Annotated in this window: 21 protein-coding genes; 10 read left to right on the top strand and 11 right to left on the bottom strand. The window is 63.2% G+C overall.

Annotated features, from left to right (window positions below):
* Window positions 1-3: 3 nt before the first annotated feature.
* From ccmE to NKI24_RS02670, 7 genes are all read right to left on the bottom strand, one after another.
* Complete coding sequence (gene ccmE / locus NKI24_RS02700; RefSeq protein ID WP_352743230.1) at window positions 4-447, bottom strand: cytochrome c maturation protein CcmE; 444 nt, start codon at window positions 445-447, stop codon at window positions 4-6.
* A 3-nt stretch (window positions 448-450) separates the two neighbouring features.
* Window positions 451-1587 carry a c-type cytochrome biogenesis protein CcmI gene (ccmI, locus tag NKI24_RS02695; protein WP_352449041.1) on the bottom strand — a complete coding sequence of 379 codons (1137 nt, stop codon included), beginning with the start codon at window positions 1585-1587 and terminating at the stop codon, window positions 451-453.
* 222 nt (window positions 1588-1809) lie between these two features.
* Window positions 1810-2244: an RT0821/Lpp0805 family surface protein gene (locus NKI24_RS02690; protein ID WP_023677823.1), complete on the bottom strand. Its 435-nt coding sequence runs from the start codon at window positions 2242-2244 to the stop codon at window positions 1810-1812.
* A 121-nt stretch (window positions 2245-2365) separates the two neighbouring features.
* A complete protein-coding gene (locus tag NKI24_RS02685) occupies window positions 2366-3793 on the bottom strand; it encodes an ATP-binding protein (protein WP_352454424.1) in 1428 nt (475 codons plus the stop codon).
* A gap of 10 nt (window positions 3794-3803) precedes the next feature.
* Window positions 3804-4469 (bottom strand): response regulator transcription factor, encoded by a 666-nt coding sequence (locus tag NKI24_RS02680; RefSeq protein WP_352743228.1) that lies wholly within the window; start codon window positions 4467-4469, stop codon window positions 3804-3806.
* Window positions 4470-4533: 64 nt separating this feature from the next.
* Window positions 4534-4833 carry a hypothetical protein gene (locus tag NKI24_RS02675; RefSeq protein WP_352454329.1) on the bottom strand — a complete coding sequence of 100 codons (300 nt, stop codon included), beginning with the start codon at window positions 4831-4833 and terminating at the stop codon, window positions 4534-4536.
* Window positions 4834-5207: 374 nt separating this feature from the next.
* Complete coding sequence (locus NKI24_RS02670; RefSeq protein ID WP_352743226.1) at window positions 5208-5618, bottom strand: DUF3168 domain-containing protein; 411 nt, start codon at window positions 5616-5618, stop codon at window positions 5208-5210.
* A gap of 229 nt (window positions 5619-5847) precedes the next feature.
* Between NKI24_RS02670 and NKI24_RS02665 the strand changes: the two genes are divergently transcribed.
* Window positions 5848-6093 carry a hypothetical protein gene (locus NKI24_RS02665; RefSeq protein ID WP_352743224.1) on the top strand — a complete coding sequence of 82 codons (246 nt, stop codon included), beginning with the start codon at window positions 5848-5850 and terminating at the stop codon, window positions 6091-6093.
* A gap of 64 nt (window positions 6094-6157) precedes the next feature.
* Window positions 6158-6349, top strand: a complete 192-nt coding sequence (locus NKI24_RS02660; RefSeq protein WP_352454327.1) for a hypothetical protein — start codon at window positions 6158-6160, stop codon at window positions 6347-6349.
* Between the two features lie 30 nt (window positions 6350-6379).
* Here NKI24_RS02660 and NKI24_RS02655 read toward each other — a convergent pair whose 3' ends face one another.
* Window positions 6380-6646: a DUF1488 family protein gene (locus tag NKI24_RS02655; RefSeq protein ID WP_352454326.1), complete on the bottom strand. Its 267-nt coding sequence runs from the start codon at window positions 6644-6646 to the stop codon at window positions 6380-6382.
* Window positions 6643-6915 carry a hypothetical protein gene (locus NKI24_RS02650; protein ID WP_352454325.1) on the bottom strand — a complete coding sequence of 91 codons (273 nt, stop codon included), beginning with the start codon at window positions 6913-6915 and terminating at the stop codon, window positions 6643-6645. Before NKI24_RS02650 ends, NKI24_RS02655 begins: the two co-directional genes overlap by 4 nt.
* Window positions 6916-7160: 245 nt before the next feature.
* Here NKI24_RS02650 and NKI24_RS02645 point away from each other — a divergent pair, with 245 nt between their 5' ends.
* From NKI24_RS02645 to NKI24_RS02635, 3 genes are all read left to right on the top strand, one after another.
* Window positions 7161-7499, top strand: coding sequence for a co-chaperone GroES (locus tag NKI24_RS02645; RefSeq protein ID WP_352454324.1), 339 nt, complete (start codon window positions 7161-7163; stop codon window positions 7497-7499).
* 99 nt (window positions 7500-7598) lie between these two features.
* Window positions 7599-9218 (top strand): chaperonin GroEL, encoded by a 1620-nt coding sequence (groL, locus tag NKI24_RS02640; RefSeq protein ID WP_352743220.1) that lies wholly within the window; start codon window positions 7599-7601, stop codon window positions 9216-9218.
* 80 nt (window positions 9219-9298) lie between these two features.
* The gene (locus tag NKI24_RS02635; protein WP_352743218.1) at window positions 9299-9460 is read left to right on the top strand and encodes a hypothetical protein; all 162 of its coding nucleotides are present in this window, start codon (window positions 9299-9301) and stop codon (window positions 9458-9460) included.
* 44 nt (window positions 9461-9504) lie between these two features.
* On the opposite strand, the gene NKI24_RS02630 is transcribed toward NKI24_RS02635, so the two are convergent.
* Complete coding sequence (locus NKI24_RS02630; protein ID WP_352743216.1) at window positions 9505-10401, bottom strand: LysR family transcriptional regulator; 897 nt, start codon at window positions 10399-10401, stop codon at window positions 9505-9507.
* A gap of 129 nt (window positions 10402-10530) precedes the next feature.
* Between NKI24_RS02630 and NKI24_RS02625 the strand changes: the two genes are divergently transcribed.
* The 5 genes from NKI24_RS02625 to NKI24_RS02605 all read left to right on the top strand — a co-directional run bounded on the left by NKI24_RS02625 (window position 10531) and on the right by NKI24_RS02605 (window position 15653).
* Window positions 10531-11424, top strand: a complete 894-nt coding sequence (locus tag NKI24_RS02625; protein ID WP_352743214.1) for a class I SAM-dependent methyltransferase — start codon at window positions 10531-10533, stop codon at window positions 11422-11424.
* 19 nt (window positions 11425-11443) lie between these two features.
* Window positions 11444-11920, top strand: a complete 477-nt coding sequence (locus tag NKI24_RS02620; protein WP_352743212.1) for an NAD(P)-dependent oxidoreductase — start codon at window positions 11444-11446, stop codon at window positions 11918-11920.
* A gap of 330 nt (window positions 11921-12250) precedes the next feature.
* A complete protein-coding gene (locus tag NKI24_RS02615; protein WP_352743210.1) occupies window positions 12251-14410 on the top strand; it encodes a transglycosylase domain-containing protein in 2160 nt (719 codons plus the stop codon).
* A gap of 96 nt (window positions 14411-14506) precedes the next feature.
* Window positions 14507-15091, top strand: coding sequence for a DUF1214 domain-containing protein (locus NKI24_RS02610; protein ID WP_352449049.1), 585 nt, complete (start codon window positions 14507-14509; stop codon window positions 15089-15091).
* Window positions 15084-15653: a DUF1254 domain-containing protein gene (locus tag NKI24_RS02605; protein ID WP_352743208.1), complete on the top strand. Its 570-nt coding sequence runs from the start codon at window positions 15084-15086 to the stop codon at window positions 15651-15653. Before NKI24_RS02610 ends, NKI24_RS02605 begins: the two co-directional genes overlap by 8 nt.
* Here the strand turns inward: NKI24_RS02605 and NKI24_RS02600 are convergent.
* Entirely contained in the window at window positions 15647-15832 is a 186-nt protein-coding gene (locus NKI24_RS02600; RefSeq protein WP_023677835.1) for a hypothetical protein, read from the bottom strand. The two genes, NKI24_RS02605 and NKI24_RS02600, sit on opposite strands and share 7 nt — an antisense overlap.
* Between the last annotated feature and the right edge of the window lie 43 nt (window positions 15833-15875).

Here is a 15875-nt window from a genome sequence, read left to right as displayed (position 1 = left end):
CCGCTAGTCACTCTTGCTCTCCTGCCATACGCCCTTGGCCTTGAGGCCGTCGGCCACTTCCTTGGGCATATAGGTCTCGTCATGCTTGGCCAGCACGCTGTCGGCGACAAAGATTCCGTCAGGGCCAAACGAGCCTTCGGTGATCACGCCCTGTCCTTCCCGGAAGAGGTCGGGAAGAATGCCGGTATAGGTGACCTTGACGTCCTTCTGGTTGTCGGTCACCGAAAAGGCGACGGTGGCGCCTTGGCTACGCTCGACCGTGCCTTTTTCGACGAGACCGCCGAGCCTGATGCGCTGGCGCGGCTGAAGGCTGGCGGTGGCCAGATCGGCCGGCATGTAGAAATAGGAGGCCTTCTGGCCAAGCGCATAGAAGGTCAGCCCCGTGGCAACACCGAGAAACCCCAGCCCCGCTGCGATCACCGACAGTCGTTTCTGCTTGCGCGTCATCGTCTACTCCGTCGCCGTCACGCCAAGCGAGGCGGCAAAGGCGGTGAATTTCCTGGCCTGGTCGCTGTCCGCGCCAAAGACGGCGATACCGCGATTGAGCGCATCACGCGCCTGATCTGTCTTGCCCAGCACGGCATAGGAACGAACGAGCTGCATCCACCCTTCCTCGTCGCGCGGATTTTGCCGAAGCCTTTCGTCGAGGCCGGCAACCATGGTGCTGATCATGGCTTGCCGGTCCTGCGGCGACATCGAGGAGGCAGCATCGATATCCTCGGCGGTCGGCCCTTTCGCGGGCGCCTCCGAAGCGACGCTGCGGGCGGCGGATTCGGCCAGCGCCTGCTCGACGGCGCCGCGCCACGGCGAGCCCTGCGGCAAGGCGGCAAGCATCTTTTGCCAGGCCGCCGTGGCTTCAGCTATGCGGCCTTCCTGTGCCATGCCCATGGCGAGATAGAACGAGGCCTTCGGATTGGCCGGATCGAGCTTCAACGCCGCCTCGAAAGCCGCCTGCGCTTCGGCGGAGACAATGCCGCCGGCCGCATTGGCGATCGCCTCGCCAAGACCCGCCTGGCGGGCTGCGCTGTCGCCGTCGAGGCGGATGGCGTTGCGATAGGCGGTCACCGCATCGGCGTATCGCTGCATGCGCAGATAGACCGGCGCCAGCACGTCCCAGCCGCGGCCATCGGATGGGTTGGCCGCCAGGTGCGCCTCGGCGCGGGCTATCAGCTCGTCGACCGAGCTGTCGGCGGGGTTCTTGGCCAGGCGTTCGCTGAGCGGCTGCGACGGCAGGTCGGGTGAGCCGAGCTGGCCATAGAGGCCCCAGCTGACCAGCGGAACCAGCAGCACGGCCGCCGTCGCCACCAGCCTTGTCGACCGCGACGGCGGCGTCGCCGTGTCGTCGGCGTGGCCGGCATTGCTCAGGCGAAGGATGCGGCGGGCGATTTCGGCGCGTGCCTCTTCGGCCTCCATTGGCTGGATCAGGCCACGCGCCATATCGCGGTCAAGCTCGGCCAGCTGGTCGCGATAGACTTCAAGGTCGTGATCGCCAGCAGCGGACGCGTTCTTCGATCCGCCGGCCAACGGCAGCAGCACCGCCAGGCTTGCGCCCAGCGTCAGGATTGCGGCTATGACCCAGAACAGCATGGCTCTTCCAATAGAACGAGACCCTTGCCCTGCCAACACAAGCGTGCTGCGACGCTTTGGCGGGGCCGCTCCGATCGATAATGCATGTCGCGCAAAAGTGTGCAGCGGTTTTGCGACAACGACCATGCATCAAAACAAGAACCTAAAGCGCGTCGCATGAGGCCGGTCGAACGCGACGCGCTTTGGTGCCGGACCGGAATCGGCGGATCGACGACCGGCCAGCTACGTCAGCGGCGTCCAGCTGCCGTCGGCATTGCGGCAGGCGGTTCCGCGCGCGGTGGCGCCGGCGGTGCCGGTAAACACCGTATGGGTGTATTGCCGGCAGTCCTGCGAGCCGACGCGATAGGGCTGGGCGGCGACCACTTCGCCGCGATGGGCCGAACTGTCGCTCTTCCAAGCCACTTTCTGGCCGCTCGCCGTGTATTCAAGCGCCTTGTATTCCGCCTCGAGCGCGCTGCGCTTCTCGGTCTCGCTCAGGCCGGCGCCGATAGAGCCGCCGACGAGGCCGCCGCCCATGGCGGAGATGATCGTCGTCGCCACCTTGGCGCCGCTGGGGGGCGTCGCGGCCGGCGTCACCGTAACGGCCGGGCCCTTGCCGAGCGTCGTGCAGCCGGAGACGGCGAGCAGGGCGGAAACGAGCGCGACGCGAATCTTCATGCCAATACCGGCTTTCTTGAGCTGGACCGCCGCGCTGTCAGCAGCTGGCGCGGCCATAATGTCGATGTTTGTCGGAAATTTGGCCGCAGCCGGCCACCTGGAAAAGCAATCTGGAAAAGCATTACTGAAGGCTCCGCAATCGAACCATCGCCTTCAATCCACCCATGACGGATCGTTCCAGCGCCAGAGAGCCTCCATACTCGTTGACAAGGTCGGCGACAATGGCAAGTCCGAGCCCGCTGCCCGGTTTTGTCTCGTCGAGACGCCGGCCGCGCTGCAACACCTCGCGCGCCTTGTCGTCGGGAATGCCGGGGCCGTCATCCTCGATGCTGATCTCGAACAGGTTGGCTGCGCCTTCCGTGCCAGCGCCACCCTTGCTGGAGATTGGCTTGACCGAAACGGCGACCGCGCTCCTTGCCCATTTCATCGCATTGTCGAGCAGATTGCCGAGCAGCTCCTCCAGGTCCTCGCGTTCGCCGGCAAAGACGATGTCGGTGGCCGGCAGTGAGAGCGACAGCGCCGTCTGCGGGTTGAGCTTCTGCAGCACCCGAACCATGCGCTGGACCAGCGGCGCCACCGGCGTACGGTAGACGACGCTGTCGCGCTGCGCGGCGACGCGGGCACGTTGCAGATAATGGTCCACTTGCTTTTGCATGGAAGCGGCCTGCTCGGCGATCAGCTGGCCCTTGGCGCCACCCAGCGCCCGTCCCTCGTTGAGCAGCACGGCAAGCGGCGTCTTCAGCGAGTGAGCCAGGTTGCCGACCTGCGTGCGCGACCGCTCGACGATACGCCTGTTGTTCTCGATCAGCGCATTGGTCTCGTTGGCGAGCGGCTCGATCTCGGCCGGGAAACGGCCGTCTAGGCGCTGCGCGGTTCCTTCGCGCACCATGGCAAGCGCATTCCTGACCCGGCGCAGCGGCTGCAGGCCGAGCAGGATGGCAATCGCATTGATGGCGATCATGCCGACGCCGAACAGCGACAGATAGGTCAAAAGGCGCCGCTGGAAGGTGGCGATTTCCTGCTCGAGCTCGGTCTGGTTGCCCATGACGCGGAAGCGCGCGGCGCGATTTTTCGCATCGAGCACGAACTCGCTCTCGAACACCTCCAACTGCTCGCCTTCGATGCCGTCCGCTGAATAGCTGCGCTGGAAGCTGGCATTGAAGGGCACCTCGGCAACGCTTGGCGACGGGATCGCCTTGGTCATCGACGACGAATGGAGATCGCCGTGCACGCCTTCCGAGGCAGGCTCGACCGACCAGTACCAGCCGGAATTCGGTTCCGAGAACCTCAAATCACCAAGGTCGGGGGCGCCGGTCAATTGGCCGCTTTCGGAAACGCCGACCGAGCCGATCAGGTTGAACAGATGCGCCGAAAGCAGGCTGTCGAAACCGCGCTCGCTGGCCTGGCGATAGAGCGTGGTGATCAAGGTGAAGATGACGACCAGAGTGAGGATCGCCCAGACCGTGGAAAAGGCGATGACGCGAAACGCCACCGAACGCGGCCATGACCGCAGCGACGGCGTGTTCGAGACGGCGGGTTTTGTAGGCAGCGGTTCCGCGTTACGCCTCCGGCTTACGCATGCGGTAGCCCATGCCGCGAACAGTTTCGATCGTGTCGATGCCCATCTTCTTGCGAAGCCGTCCGACAAAGACCTCGATCGTGTTGGAATCGCGGTCGAAATCCTGGTCGTAGAGATGCTCGACCAGCTCGGTCCGGGACACCACCTCGCCCATGTGGTGCATCAAATAGGCAAGCAAGCGGAATTCGTGCGAGGTCAGCTTCAGCGGCACGCCGTCGACGTCGGCCTTGGAGGCCTTGGTGTCGAGGCGGAGCGGCCCGCAGGTCAGTTCGGACGAAGCGTGCCCGGCAGCACGCCGGATCAAGGCCCGCACCCTGGCCAGGATTTCCTCGATGTGGAAGGGTTTGGTGACGTAGTCGTCGGCGCCGGCGTCGATGCCGGCAACCTTGTCGCTCCAGCGGTCGCGTGCCGTCAGGATCAGCACCGGCATCTTGCGGCCGCCGCGCCGCCAGCGTTCGACCACGCTGATGCCGTCCATCTGCGGCAGGCCGATATCGAGCACCACGGCATCGTAGGGCTCGGTGTCGCCGAGAAAAAGCCCTTCCTCGCCGTCGAAAGCGCGGTCGACGACATAGCCGGCATCGACCAGTGCATCGCCGATCTGCCGGTTGAGATCCTTGTCATCTTCGACGACGAGTACGCGCATGCGGGAGGCCTGTTGAAGCTGGTCAGATATAGGCCGATTCCGGCAGACTGGGAAACGGCACGGTTCAGTTCAGCGGAACGACGATCTCCGAGCGACGCGGACGCTGCCCTTCCTTGCCCGGAACGAGCACGACGATGATGCAGACCGGCTGGCCGCCGCGTGTCGACTGCGAGGCCTTGGCCAGGGTGCCGCCATTCTGCTCGGCCACCTGCTGGCCGATCGCGTAGCAGTCGGAGGCGGCGAGGACGACCGGCTGCGGCTGCTCGGGCACGACAACGGGGATCGCCATCGCTTGCGACGCAAGCAGACCGGCGGCTGACAGCGCCAGTGCCGCGGTCCGGAAGTGGGGGCGAAGGATGTTCATGGTCAGCGTTCTAACGCGCCGGTGCTGAACGTGATATGAACGGTGAACGCTCGAATGCATGCCCGCCACACCCCTGAAGCGCGAGATTACCGGATTGCCATTTCGCCGCCCGGCTCCGCGAAATCGCCAATGTTTAACCTAGCCCTCCAATCCTTCGCCGACAACCGGCGTCATCTGGCGGGCAGGACCATTTGGGGGGACGAAGCATCCGGCCCAAGGCAACCGATAGCAGTTCAGGCGAACCGAACCTGAAACAAAAAAACCCGCCTCTGCAGCGGGTCGCTGGCGCCATCAGCACTATAGGGAAATTAGTAGCATAGCTGCCGGCACAAAGCAAGAACAAAATTGCCCGATTTGCAAAAAGTGCCCGGTGGTCAGCCCTCGTCCTTGATCACGGCGCGGAAGCGCAGCAGCCCGTGATGGGCCGAAAGGTCCTCGTCGTAGCGGGCTTCGGCGAATTCGAGCTTGAGGTAGGCGCGGCGATGTTCGCCGAGCGAGAGAGCCGTATCGCGCAGGCGGGTGCTAACAAGGTCCATGATGTCATTGGTTTCCTTGCTGGCCTCTGATTTCGACCAGACATGCAACGTCAGCAACTGTTCTGCGTCGTTCTCCATCCCCGTTGCCCAATCGTAGACGCTGGTGCGGCCGAAGGTCATGTGGGGGAACGCAACATTTTCCGGCGCATGGTCGAATAATCTTGCATCGCCCAGTGCCGCCGACAGGTGGGGATCGCCGTTCACTGCCTCGAATATGGCCCTCTGCAATTCGACGGCCGGCGTGGTCATCGTCTTTCCCTTCGCCCGTCGCCTCGACCTCCCGGCTGCGTAGCTGCGTTGCATGAAGGCATCCCGGCAAAGCGCGAATCAGCGCGTCTCATGCGGATTATGAACCTTCATGATCTCGGCAATAAGCCCTGCTCCTGCAACCCGCGACGTTTCGCATCACGGACGCCCTTTAGGGTGATGCCAACCCGCGAATTCATTTGGCATGCATGGAGTTTGAAAGAACGGTGCTATGAAGATGTCTGGTTTTCAAACATTCGAGGTCGGTTTCTGCGCGAGCCATCGCTGCTGCGGAAAGCTTGGGGTCAAGGCGCCGCCGGTCGCGATTGCGGCGCCGACTATGTCGATGACCATCAAGAGCTTGGTCAGCCGCACTCGGGAGATGCTCTCGGCGCACGGTAGCCTGGCCTTGAAACTGTCCGTCGTTTTGTGGACGGAGCTTGTCCTAGCGGCAGTATTCTTAATCGCCCAGGCCTGACCGAGATCGCCCAGGCCTGATCGAGCGACATTCATCGATCGGGCGGAAACCAAAGGACGCCAGGATGGCAAACCGCTACGCACTGCGCATGGAGCATCCCCACAGCGGGACCGTCTTCGACGTCTTCACCGGCCAGCCGGTCGAGCTCAAGCATCAGCTCATGGTCGGCATGAATACGCGCGATGCAGACGCGATGGTCGACCGGCTGAACAGTCGCGACGTCAAGCGGCGAGCCAAGGCGGATCGCAAGTCCTGAGCAACCGTCCTGTGAGCGATCTCGAAGGATCTAGCGAAAATCGGCTGCAGTCAGCACGTAGATGCTCCTGCGGGTACGGGCATAGGCATTCCTGGCGACGTCATGAATTGAGCTGGAAGCCGTGTCGAAGGCCGCCAGATAGGTAGCTTCTGAAGCCGCCGTTCCCGGCTGCATCTTGGAAATGGCATCGGTTGCGACAGAGAAGGAAATCTGGAACATGCCGTCATGGCCAACGAAGCGAATGCGTTTGCTTGCCTCGTCGTAACTGCGGCTGGGGTTGGGAAATGTCAGGCTCATGATTTGGCCTCCGTCGATGCAGATACGGCCTTCTTGACTGTCCGCGACGCCCGCTTCTTCTTTGGTGCGACCGGATTCAGAGCTTCCGCCGCGCGGTCCGCCTCTTCCTTGGCCAGTCGCAATTCCCTCAGCCTTGCCGTTTTGATGCTCCTCGCCTTGGCCTCCGAGAGATATTCGGCAGTTGCTTTGTTCCGCTCCGCCGTCTTCTTCTGATTTTCCATGAAGCGAGCCTGAGCTTTTTCCATGATGTTCTGATTGCCTTCGGCCATCGGTAAAATCTCCCTTGAAGCGAAAGTCATGAATGTGAACTTCATCGTAAAATAGGTGTTCAAAGACAGAACTTCAATTTCATTAATATTCCGCAAGACCCGAACACCAGGGCATGACCAGGCAAGATAATACGTTCAATATTTTATATGCCTTATGAATATTTTTTTGGCACTCCTATCAATCGAGTGCCAAGGCGCCTATAGAGAGGGGGCGGCCGCCTAAGCCGGCCCCAGAAAGAGTCCCCATGAAATTCCGGCCACTCCACGATCGCGTCGTCATTCGGCGCGCCGAAAGCGACACCAAATCCAAGGGCGGCATCATCATCCCCGACAATGCCAAGGAAAAACCGCAGGAAGGCGAAGTGATCGCTGTCGGGTCGGGCGCGCGGGACGAAAGCGGCGCGCTGATCCCGCTCGACGTCAAGGCCGGCGACCTCATTCTGTTCGGCAAATGGTCCGGCACCGAGGTCAAGATAGACGGCGAGGACCTTCTGATCATGAAGGAGGCCGACATCATGGGCATCATCGAAAAAAGCGAGATGGGCATCATCGACAAGACCGTGGCTGCCAAGAAGGCCGCCTGATTGGAAGGCCGCGCGCCCTCCCGCGCGCGCAAAGGACGCTCCGAGCTTTGATTCAGGCGCTGCAAGCGTCTTGCCACGACAACCGAACTGGAAAAGATCATGTCTGCCAAGGAAATCAAATTCTCCACCGACGCGCGTGACCGCATGCTGCGCGGCGTCGAAATCCTCAACAACGCCGTCAAGGTGACGCTCGGCCCCAAGGGCCGCAACGTCATCATCGACAAGGCCTACGGCGCGCCGCGCATCACCAAGGACGGGGTGGCGGTGGCAAAGGAAATCGAGCTTTCCGACAAGTTCGAAAACATGGGTGCACAGATGGTGCGCGAAGTGGCCTCGAAAACCAACGACCTCGCCGGCGACGGCACCACCACCGCCACGGTGCTTGCCGCTTCCATCCTGCGCGAAGGTGCCAAATTCGTTGCCGCGGGCATGAACCCGATGGATCTCAAGCGCGGCATCGATCTTGCTGTCAGCGCCGTCGTCCAGGAAATCCAGGCGCGCGCCAAGAAGGTCAAGTCCTCAGGCGAGATCGCGCAGGTCGGCACCATTGCCGCCAATGGCGACACCAGCGTCGGCGCCATGATCGCCAAGGCGATGGACAAGGTCGGCAATGACGGCGTCATCACCGTCGAGGAGGCCAAGACCGCCGAAACCGAACTAGACGTCGTCGAAGGCATGCAGTTCGACCGCGGCTATCTCTCGCCCTATTTCGTCACCAATGCCGAGAAGATGCGCGCCGAGCTGGAAGACCCTTACGTCCTCATCCACGAAAAGAAGCTCGGAAATCTGCAGGCGCTGCTGCCGATCCTCGAAGCCGTGGTGCAAAGCGGCAGGCCGCTGTTGATCATCTCCGAGGACGTCGAGGGCGAAGCGTTGGCAACGCTGGTCGTCAACAAGCTGCGCGGCGGCCTCAAGGTAGCGGCCGTCAAGGCGCCTGGCTTCGGTGACCGCCGCAAGGCGATGCTGGAAGACATCGCCGTGCTCACCGCCGGACAGATGATTTCCGAGGATCTCGGCATCAAGCTGGAGAACATCACCATAGACATGCTCGGCCGCGCCAAGCGCGTGCTGATCGAGAAGGACACCACCACGATCATCGACGGCGCCGGCGAGAAAGCCACCATCCAGGCGCGCGTCCAGCAGATCAAGGCGCAGATCGAGGAAACCACTTCCGACTATGACAAGGAGAAGCTGCAGGAACGTCTCGCCAAGCTGGCGGGCGGCGTTGCCGTCATCCGCGTCGGCGGCGCGACCGAATCCGAGGTCAAGGAAAAGAAGGACCGCATCGACGATGCGCTGAACGCCACGCGCGCGGCCGTCGAAGAAGGCATCGTTCCCGGCGGCGGCGTCGCGTTGCTGCGCGCCAAGGCTGTGCTGAACGGGCTGACCGGAGCCAATGCCGATGTGACGGCGGGCATTTCGATCGTGTCGAGAGCGCTCGAAGCGCCAATCCGGCAGATCGCCGAGAATTCCGGCGTCGAAGGTTCGATCGTCATCGGCAAGCTCGCCGACGGCAAGGACCACAATCAGGGCTTCGATGCCCAGAACGAGGTCTATGTCGACATGATCAAGGCCGGCATCGTCGACCCCGCGAAGGTGGTGCGGACGGCACTGCAGGACGCGGGCTCCATTGCGGCGCTCCTGATCACTGCGGAAGCCATGATCACCGACGTTTCGGCCAAGGACGCCGCTGCTTCGACCGGCGGCATGGGCTATTGACCAGCCGCTGCCCGAAACAAGCCTGAAAAGACAGCCGCCGGGGTTCTTCCCCGGCGCGCCATCGGCAAGGAGATCGATCCATGATCGCATTCGTCCCGAAGCCAAAGGCAGCGGCGAAGACCAAAGTGGCCGAGGAAAGCCGCTTCGATCGCATTCGCAGGCTTGCCGACAAGCACAGGAAAGCCGACGCCGGCATGGTAGGCCGCGACCCGAAAAAGATCGCGGACAAGCCTCCCATGTGACGACTGCCAATCCTCGGCACCCACGCAAGCGCGGCACCAGACGCTTATCGCGTTTCGCCGCTGATCAGCGCGGCACGGTCCTTGATGACGGTAGCAACGAAGCGGATGACGGCGCGCACCGGCGCCTCCGCCCCGATTTCGCGGCGATAGACGAGCGACACCGGATGATTGCCGAGAATGTCGGGGGCAAGGCGCAGCATCCGCGGTTCAGCTTCGGCCAACATGCAGGGCATTACCGCCAGACCGGCGCCGCTCAGAGCCGCCGCCAGCATTTCCGTCATTTCGGCAACGCGAAGGACAATTGTCGCACCGGCGCCGTGCGCCTCAACCCATTTGGCGCCGGGGACGCCGGCAAGGCTTGCGTGAAATCCAATGATCTCGTGTCCGGCCAACTGGCGAGGGTCGATGGGCATTGGGTGACGGTCGAGATATCGCTGGGACGCATAGATCGACCAGCCCGCAACACAAAGCTTCTGCGCGATCAAATCGTCTGCGGCGACGGTGCCGATCCTGACCGCAAGGTCGGCCTCGCCGTGCTGCAGGTCCACTGGCCTGCTGCCGCTCGTCAGTTCCAGGTTGATATCTGGGTGGGCCTTATGGAACCCGGCCATACGCTCGGCAAAAAGGGGGCTGAAGCCCGACGGCAGTGCCAGCCGAACGCTATTCTTGCCCGAACGCACAAGCGCCGTCAGTGCTTGCATGGTACGTTCAAGGTCATCACCGAGCGGCAGCAATGTCTGGCCAAGCGGCGTGATCTCGATGCCTTGCCGCGTTCGCACGACAAGCGAAACCCCGAGTGCCGCCTCAAGAGCAGCAAGGCGCCGGCTGATGGTCGTGTGACGCACGCCGAGCACGCGCGCTGCTCCCGACAACGTTCCCGCGCGGCCGGCAGCGAGAAAGTAGCGCAAATCGTTCCAGTCCGGTTCGCCGGTCTTGGTCACGAACCTAGTCTAGATCAATTCCTCGCCGCGCACCTGTGCAGTTTTGCACAAGCATGCCCGGAAATTGCAAATCGCCTGAATTTGACGTCCGCGCGAGAATAGGCCTGATCCAATTCAGGGAAGCGATCGATGGATATCGAAGGTTTGCGAACGATGGTGGCGCGGCACGCGACGTCGGCCAATGCGTTGGTGGCGCTCGGTTTGGCGATGGAGGCGCGTATTTCCGGCACGCCACTCGAGGGCAGTGTGGCCCGGCGCACAGGGGCCGTGCTTGCCGAACTCGGCGCCTCCGACGTCGTGGCAAGTGCTGGCGTCATCGAACTTACGCCGGTGCTGGCCAGCATCCGGGTCGACCTGCTTTCAGGTGGCAAGCTGCTGTCGCGCTCCTCCGAAAGCGTCGAGGCCCTGGAAGCCTGTTTACGCCAGGCCTTCGGCGATGTTTCATCTGGCTTCCCGGCGTTGCTGAAGCGGCTGATCGCGCCACAACTGGCCGGTTTGCCGGAGAGGCTCGCCGCATCGGGCGCAGCCTTCCTGGATATCGGCGTCGGCGTCGGCGCCCTGTCGGTGTCGATGCTGCGACAATGGCCCGGCCTGAAGGCGGTCGGTGTCGATCCCCTGCCTGAAGCCATCGCGCAGGCCGCTGCCAACGTCAGGGCAGCCGGGCTCGAACATCGCATCGAACTGCGCACCGGGCTGGGCCAGGATATCGCGGACACGGACGCGTTCGACCTTGTTTTCGTACCAAGCGCCTTCATCCCCGAGCCGGATGTCAGGGCCATCGTCAAGCGCAGCCACGCCGCGTTGCGGCCCCGCGGCTGGCTGCTGCTGGCAATGGTCAATCCTGGACCGGATGCACTGGGAGACGCCCTCGCCCGCTTCCGCACCACAATGTGGGGCGGCACGGTCTTTGAAAAGGGCGCAGCCCAGGACCTGGTCGATCAGAGCGGCTATGCCGACAGCCGGTTGCTGCCCGGCCCGACCGGGGCGCCTGTCGCCTTCGTCGCCGGGCGTAAGCGGGGCTAACGGTTTCCAGGAGCGGACGATGAAACTGCTGATCTTCGGCGCTTCCGGTGCGACGGGTCGACTGCTTGTCTCGGCGGCGTTGGCGAAGGGCCATGCGGTGACCGCCTTCGTCCGCATGCCGGGCAAGCTTGCCATCAGCCACGAAAATCTGAAGGTGATCGTCGGAAACGTCGCCGATCGGCAGGCAGTCGAACGCGCCGTTGTTAGGTATGATGCGGTTTTCAGCTGTCTTGGGGTGGGCGTGCCGCTGAAACGCGATCCGGCCGTCGTTGCCGGCATCGGCTTCATCGTCGCGGCGATGCAGCAGGCCGGCCCCGAACGGCTCATCTATCTTTCATTCCTTGGCGTTCGCGACGGCCGGCGGCAACTAGGCCTCCTGTTCGGCAACATCATCGCGCCATTGGTGCTGCGCCATGAGGTGGCGGACCACGAAGTGAAGGAAAGCCTGATCGTTCAATCCAGTCTCGACTGGACCATCGTGCGCCCCCCAAGCTGAGCAATGGGGCGGCAACGGGTGAATTTCGCCACGGCAATGGCATCCGGTCGGCGTCGTTGCTGCCGACACTGGCGCGGGCCGACGTAGCGGCGTTCATGCTCGCCCAGCTCGACGACACCACCTACTCGCGCAAGGCAGCCAACATCCTGCGCTGACGTCTCGCGGGAGCCGTCTTCCCCTCGACAAACCTCCCGCTTATCTTCATCGCCCTTATCTTCATCGCCCTTGTAGGCAGCGCCAAAATGGACGAATAGTCATAGCGGCGCGCCGCCGTGAAATTGCCGGTATGCGGTTTCTCAATTGGCGGCACCGCCGCAGCCGGATCCTGGAATGGCCAGTCCTTTGGAACCACGCAAGAGAAGAGGTCCGATCGCCGCAAGGCTGCTGGCGGTGGATGCGTGGATTGATTCCTCGGTCTACGAAATCGGCTTCAGGGCGCGCCAGTTCTGGGAGGCGGCGACCATCTTCTCGCGGCGTTTCCGCGTCGGCGGCTGGCGCCGCGGCCTGATCGAACTGTTGAGTGAAGGCTTTACGCTCGGTGCCGGCGGCATCGTCGTCCTTTTGGCGCTGGCCTTGCCGGCCTTCCAGATAACCGCCGGCGACTGGCGCACGCAAGGCGACTTCGCCGTCACCTTCCTCGACCGCTACGGCAACGAGATCGGCCAGCGCGGCATCATCCAGCGCGATTCGGTGCCGGTCGACGAGATGCCCGACCATGTCATCAAGGCGGTGCTGGCGACCGAAGACCGCCGTTTCTTCGACCATTACGGCATCGATGTGCTCGGCCTGTCGCGCGCCATATTCGAGAATGTGCGGGCAAATTCCGTCGTCCAGGGTGGCTCGAGCATCACCCAGCAGCTGGCCAAGAACCTGTTCCTGACCAATGAGCGGACATTCGAGCGCAAGATCAAGGAAGCGTTCCTGTCGCTATGGCTCGAAGCCAATCTGTCGAAGAAGGAAATCCTGCAGCTTTACCTCGACCGCGCCTATATGGGCGGCGGCACCTTCGGCATCGAGGCGGCGGCCGATTTCTATTTCGGCAAGAGCGTCAAGGACCTTAACCTAGCCGAGGCGGCGATGCTGGCCGGCCTGTTCAAGGCGCCGACCAAATATGCGCCGCACATAAACCTGCCCGCCGCCCGGGCGCGGGCCAACGTGGTGCTGTCCAATCTGGTCGATTCCGGCTTCATGACCGAAGGCCAGGTGCTGCAGGCAAGGCTGCACCCGGCCGAAATCGTCGACCGCGGCGAGCAGAAGAGCCCCGACTATTACCTCGACTGGGCCTTCGACGAGGTCAAGAAGATCGCCGCCAAAGGCGGCCCGCACTCGCTTGTCGCTCACACCACCTTCGATGCCAACATCCAGAAGGCGGCCGAAGAATCGATGGAGTTCCACCTCCGCCAGTTCGGCAAGGAATACAACGTCACCGAGGGCGCCATCGTCGTCATCGAGACCAATGGCGCGGTCAGGGCGATCGTCGGCGGCCGCGACTACGGCGCCAGCCAGTTCAATCGCGCCACCAAAGCGCTTCGCCAGACCGGCTCCTCGTTCAAGCCCTATGTCTATGCGACGGCGATGGAGCATGGCTTCACGCCGGATTCGGTGGTTTCCGGCGGACCCATCTCCTGGGGCAGCTGGTCGCCCCACAATTACAATGGCGGGTCGGCCGGCAAGGTCACGCTGATCACGGCGATTGCCAAATCGATCAACACCGTGCCGGTGCGGCTGGCCAAGGATTATCTCGGCATCAAGCCGATCAAGGCGATGGCCGAGGCGATGGGCATCGAGTCGCCGCTGGAATCGCACAAGACCATGGTGCTCGGCACGTCGGGCATGACCGTGATGGACCAGGCGACGGGTTACAGCGTATTTGCCCAGAACGGCCTTGCCGGAACCCGGCACGGCGTCAGCCAACTCTTCACCCGTACCGGCGAGGTGGTCTACGACTTCGCCAAGGATGCGCCGCCGCCGCATCGGGTGCTGTCGGAGCTGGCGCTCAAATACATGAACACCATGCTGGCGGCGGTGCCGGTGATCGGCACTGCCCGGCGCGCAGCCCTTCCAAACATCGTCGTCGCCGGCAAGACCGGCACGACCCAGTCCTACCGCGATGCCTGGTTTGTCGGCTTTACCGGCAACTACACGGCCGCCGTCTGGCTCGGCAATGACGACTTCACCGCGACCAACAAGATGACCGGCGGCACGCTGCCGGCCATGGTGTGGCAGCGGCTGATGGTCTATGCGCACCAGAATATCGACCTCAGACCGATCCCCGGCCTCGATCACCCCTTCGTCGATGCCGAAATTGCCGCCAAGGCCGAGGAAGCGGAAAAGAAGAACGCCGAACAGGCAGCAGCCGATGCCGCCGCCGAGCGTCCGCCGGTGCTGTCCAGCCGGACCACCCAGACCCTGAAGGAACTGACCAGGCTGTTCCAGGCGGCACCCGTGCTCGACGCGCCCGCTGCGCCGGAGACCCTGTCGGCGCTGTGACGGCCAATTGCGCGGGGCCGCTTGCCACAAGGCCCTGCGCCGCGATATCCCCGAGCGGCAATCTTTCAGTCCCGGCCTTCGGTTCCCTGCCTCCTCATGCTCAAGAACGCCTTCCTGACACTGCTTTCGCTTGCCATCGCCGTCGTCGGCGGTGGCGGCAGCGTCTGGTATGCACTGAAGCTGCAGGATGGCGTCGGCGCCATCAGGATCGGCCAATGGACCGCCTTCCCCGATATCGGCACGCCGACGGCAGATCCCTATTCGAAGGCCCGCGTGGCTCGCGAAGGCGTGCTGGCGCTCGGACAGGCGGAAGGACTGTCCTTCATAGCCGAGCGCGATTCCGGCGGCGAACAGCTCAAGCGGCAATGTGCCTACAAGATTGCGGGCGGCTTTCCCACCGCCCGGTTCTGGACGCTTTATGCCGCCGACCAGTCGCTTGGCGTGGTCGAGACCGGCAAGCCGAGGCCGGCTGCGCTGCAGTCCTATCAAGTGCTGCGCCAGGCCGACAATTCGGTGGTCATTTCCGTCGGCAGCCGCCCTGCGCCCGGCAACTGGCTGCTGACCAGCGGCGCCGGCAAGATGTACTTGGTGCTTACGTTCTACGACACGCCGATCGCCAGCAGCACCGGTCTCTCGGACGTCACGCTGCCGCAGATCCAGAAGGTCGGCTGCAATGCGTAGCCTGCTGCATGCCGTGCTGCTCGGCCTGCTCGGCGCCGGCATCGTGCACATCATCGTGCTGCTGCTCGTCCCCGAGTTTTCCGAACGCGACGCCTGGTCGCGATTGGCCATGGCTTCGGATCTCTACAAGATGACCAGACTCGACGCGGAAGCCGGCGGCGCGCCGGTGGTGAAATCGGTCGATCCGCTGTTTTACGCGGCGGCATGCCGCTTCGATCTTGCCGAGGGGATGGTGCGGGTCAAGGCGCCGGGAAAGGTGCCGTTCTGGTCGATATCGGTCTACGACCGCGGCGGCCACAACATCTACTCGTTCAACGACCACAGCGCGCCCGCAGGCGTGCTCGACACCGTTGTACTGACGCCGGCCCAGATGATCGAGGTCCGCAAGGATCTTCCCGAGGAACTGCAAGGGGCCATCTTCGTCGAGGCGCCGATAGAAGAAGGCGTATTCGTCATCCGTTCGTTCGTGCCCGACGACAGCTGGAAGCCGATCGTCTCGCGGTTTCTCGAACAGAGTTCCTGCGAACTGCAGGATTTTTACGCCGGTTCCGATGCTCAGTGATGCGGTACCGGCAATGTTCCCGAAGGTCCCGGCTTGTCGGGGCCGGCCGGCCGCGTTTCGCCCGTCAGCGGCCGCTGCTCGTAGCGCACTCCGGGAAAGATGATCACTGCCGCCGGCGCGGCTTGTTGTGCTCGATTGGTTGCCGCCGTTCGCGGCACGAAAGACAGTACCATGCCCATGGTTCGCGTATTCCTCTCGGTTGCCCCGGAGCACAACGCAACG

Origin of the sequence: Mesorhizobium sp. M0701, assembly GCF_040320365.1 — a bacterium.
In the GTDB taxonomy this organism is placed as follows: domain Bacteria; phylum Pseudomonadota; class Alphaproteobacteria; order Rhizobiales; family Rhizobiaceae; genus Mesorhizobium.
This window is presented reverse-complemented; position numbering and strand designations above follow the sequence as displayed.

What these genes read in the sequence shown, in the direction of transcription:
- ccmE (WP_352743230.1), bottom strand. Translation starts at nt 447, where the DNA reads ATGACGCGCAAGCAGAAACGACTGTCGGTGATCGCAGCGGGGCTGGGG.
- ccmI (WP_352449041.1), bottom strand. Translation starts at nt 1,587, where the DNA reads ATGCTGTTCTGGGTCATAGCCGCAATCCTGACGCTGGGCGCAAGCCTG.
- NKI24_RS02690 (WP_023677823.1), bottom strand. Translation starts at nt 2,244, where the DNA reads ATGAAGATTCGCGTCGCGCTCGTTTCCGCCCTGCTCGCCGTCTCCGGC.
- NKI24_RS02680 (WP_352743228.1), bottom strand. Translation starts at nt 4,469, where the DNA reads ATGCGCGTACTCGTCGTCGAAGATGACAAGGATCTCAACCGGCAGATC.
- NKI24_RS02675 (WP_352454329.1), bottom strand. Translation starts at nt 4,833, where the DNA reads ATGAACATCCTTCGCCCCCACTTCCGGACCGCGGCACTGGCGCTGTCA.
- NKI24_RS02670 (WP_352743226.1), bottom strand. Translation starts at nt 5,618, where the DNA reads ATGACCACGCCGGCCGTCGAATTGCAGAGGGCCATATTCGAGGCAGTG.
- NKI24_RS02665 (WP_352743224.1), top strand. Translation starts at nt 5,848, where the DNA reads ATGAAGATGTCTGGTTTTCAAACATTCGAGGTCGGTTTCTGCGCGAGC.
- NKI24_RS02660 (WP_352454327.1), top strand. Translation starts at nt 6,158, where the DNA reads ATGGCAAACCGCTACGCACTGCGCATGGAGCATCCCCACAGCGGGACC.
- NKI24_RS02655 (WP_352454326.1), bottom strand. Translation starts at nt 6,646, where the DNA reads ATGAGCCTGACATTTCCCAACCCCAGCCGCAGTTACGACGAGGCAAGC.
- NKI24_RS02650 (WP_352454325.1), bottom strand. Translation starts at nt 6,915, where the DNA reads ATGGCCGAAGGCAATCAGAACATCATGGAAAAAGCTCAGGCTCGCTTC.
- NKI24_RS02645 (WP_352454324.1), top strand. Translation starts at nt 7,161, where the DNA reads ATGAAATTCCGGCCACTCCACGATCGCGTCGTCATTCGGCGCGCCGAA.
- groL (WP_352743220.1), top strand. Translation starts at nt 7,599, where the DNA reads ATGTCTGCCAAGGAAATCAAATTCTCCACCGACGCGCGTGACCGCATG.
- NKI24_RS02635 (WP_352743218.1), top strand. Translation starts at nt 9,299, where the DNA reads ATGATCGCATTCGTCCCGAAGCCAAAGGCAGCGGCGAAGACCAAAGTG.
- NKI24_RS02625 (WP_352743214.1), top strand. Translation starts at nt 10,531, where the DNA reads ATGGATATCGAAGGTTTGCGAACGATGGTGGCGCGGCACGCGACGTCG.
- NKI24_RS02620 (WP_352743212.1), top strand. Translation starts at nt 11,444, where the DNA reads ATGAAACTGCTGATCTTCGGCGCTTCCGGTGCGACGGGTCGACTGCTT.
- NKI24_RS02615 (WP_352743210.1), top strand. Translation starts at nt 12,251, where the DNA reads ATGGCCAGTCCTTTGGAACCACGCAAGAGAAGAGGTCCGATCGCCGCA.
- NKI24_RS02610 (WP_352449049.1), top strand. Translation starts at nt 14,507, where the DNA reads ATGCTCAAGAACGCCTTCCTGACACTGCTTTCGCTTGCCATCGCCGTC.
- NKI24_RS02605 (WP_352743208.1), top strand. Translation starts at nt 15,084, where the DNA reads ATGCGTAGCCTGCTGCATGCCGTGCTGCTCGGCCTGCTCGGCGCCGGC.
- NKI24_RS02600 (WP_023677835.1), bottom strand. Translation starts at nt 15,832, where the DNA reads ATGGGCATGGTACTGTCTTTCGTGCCGCGAACGGCGGCAACCAATCGA.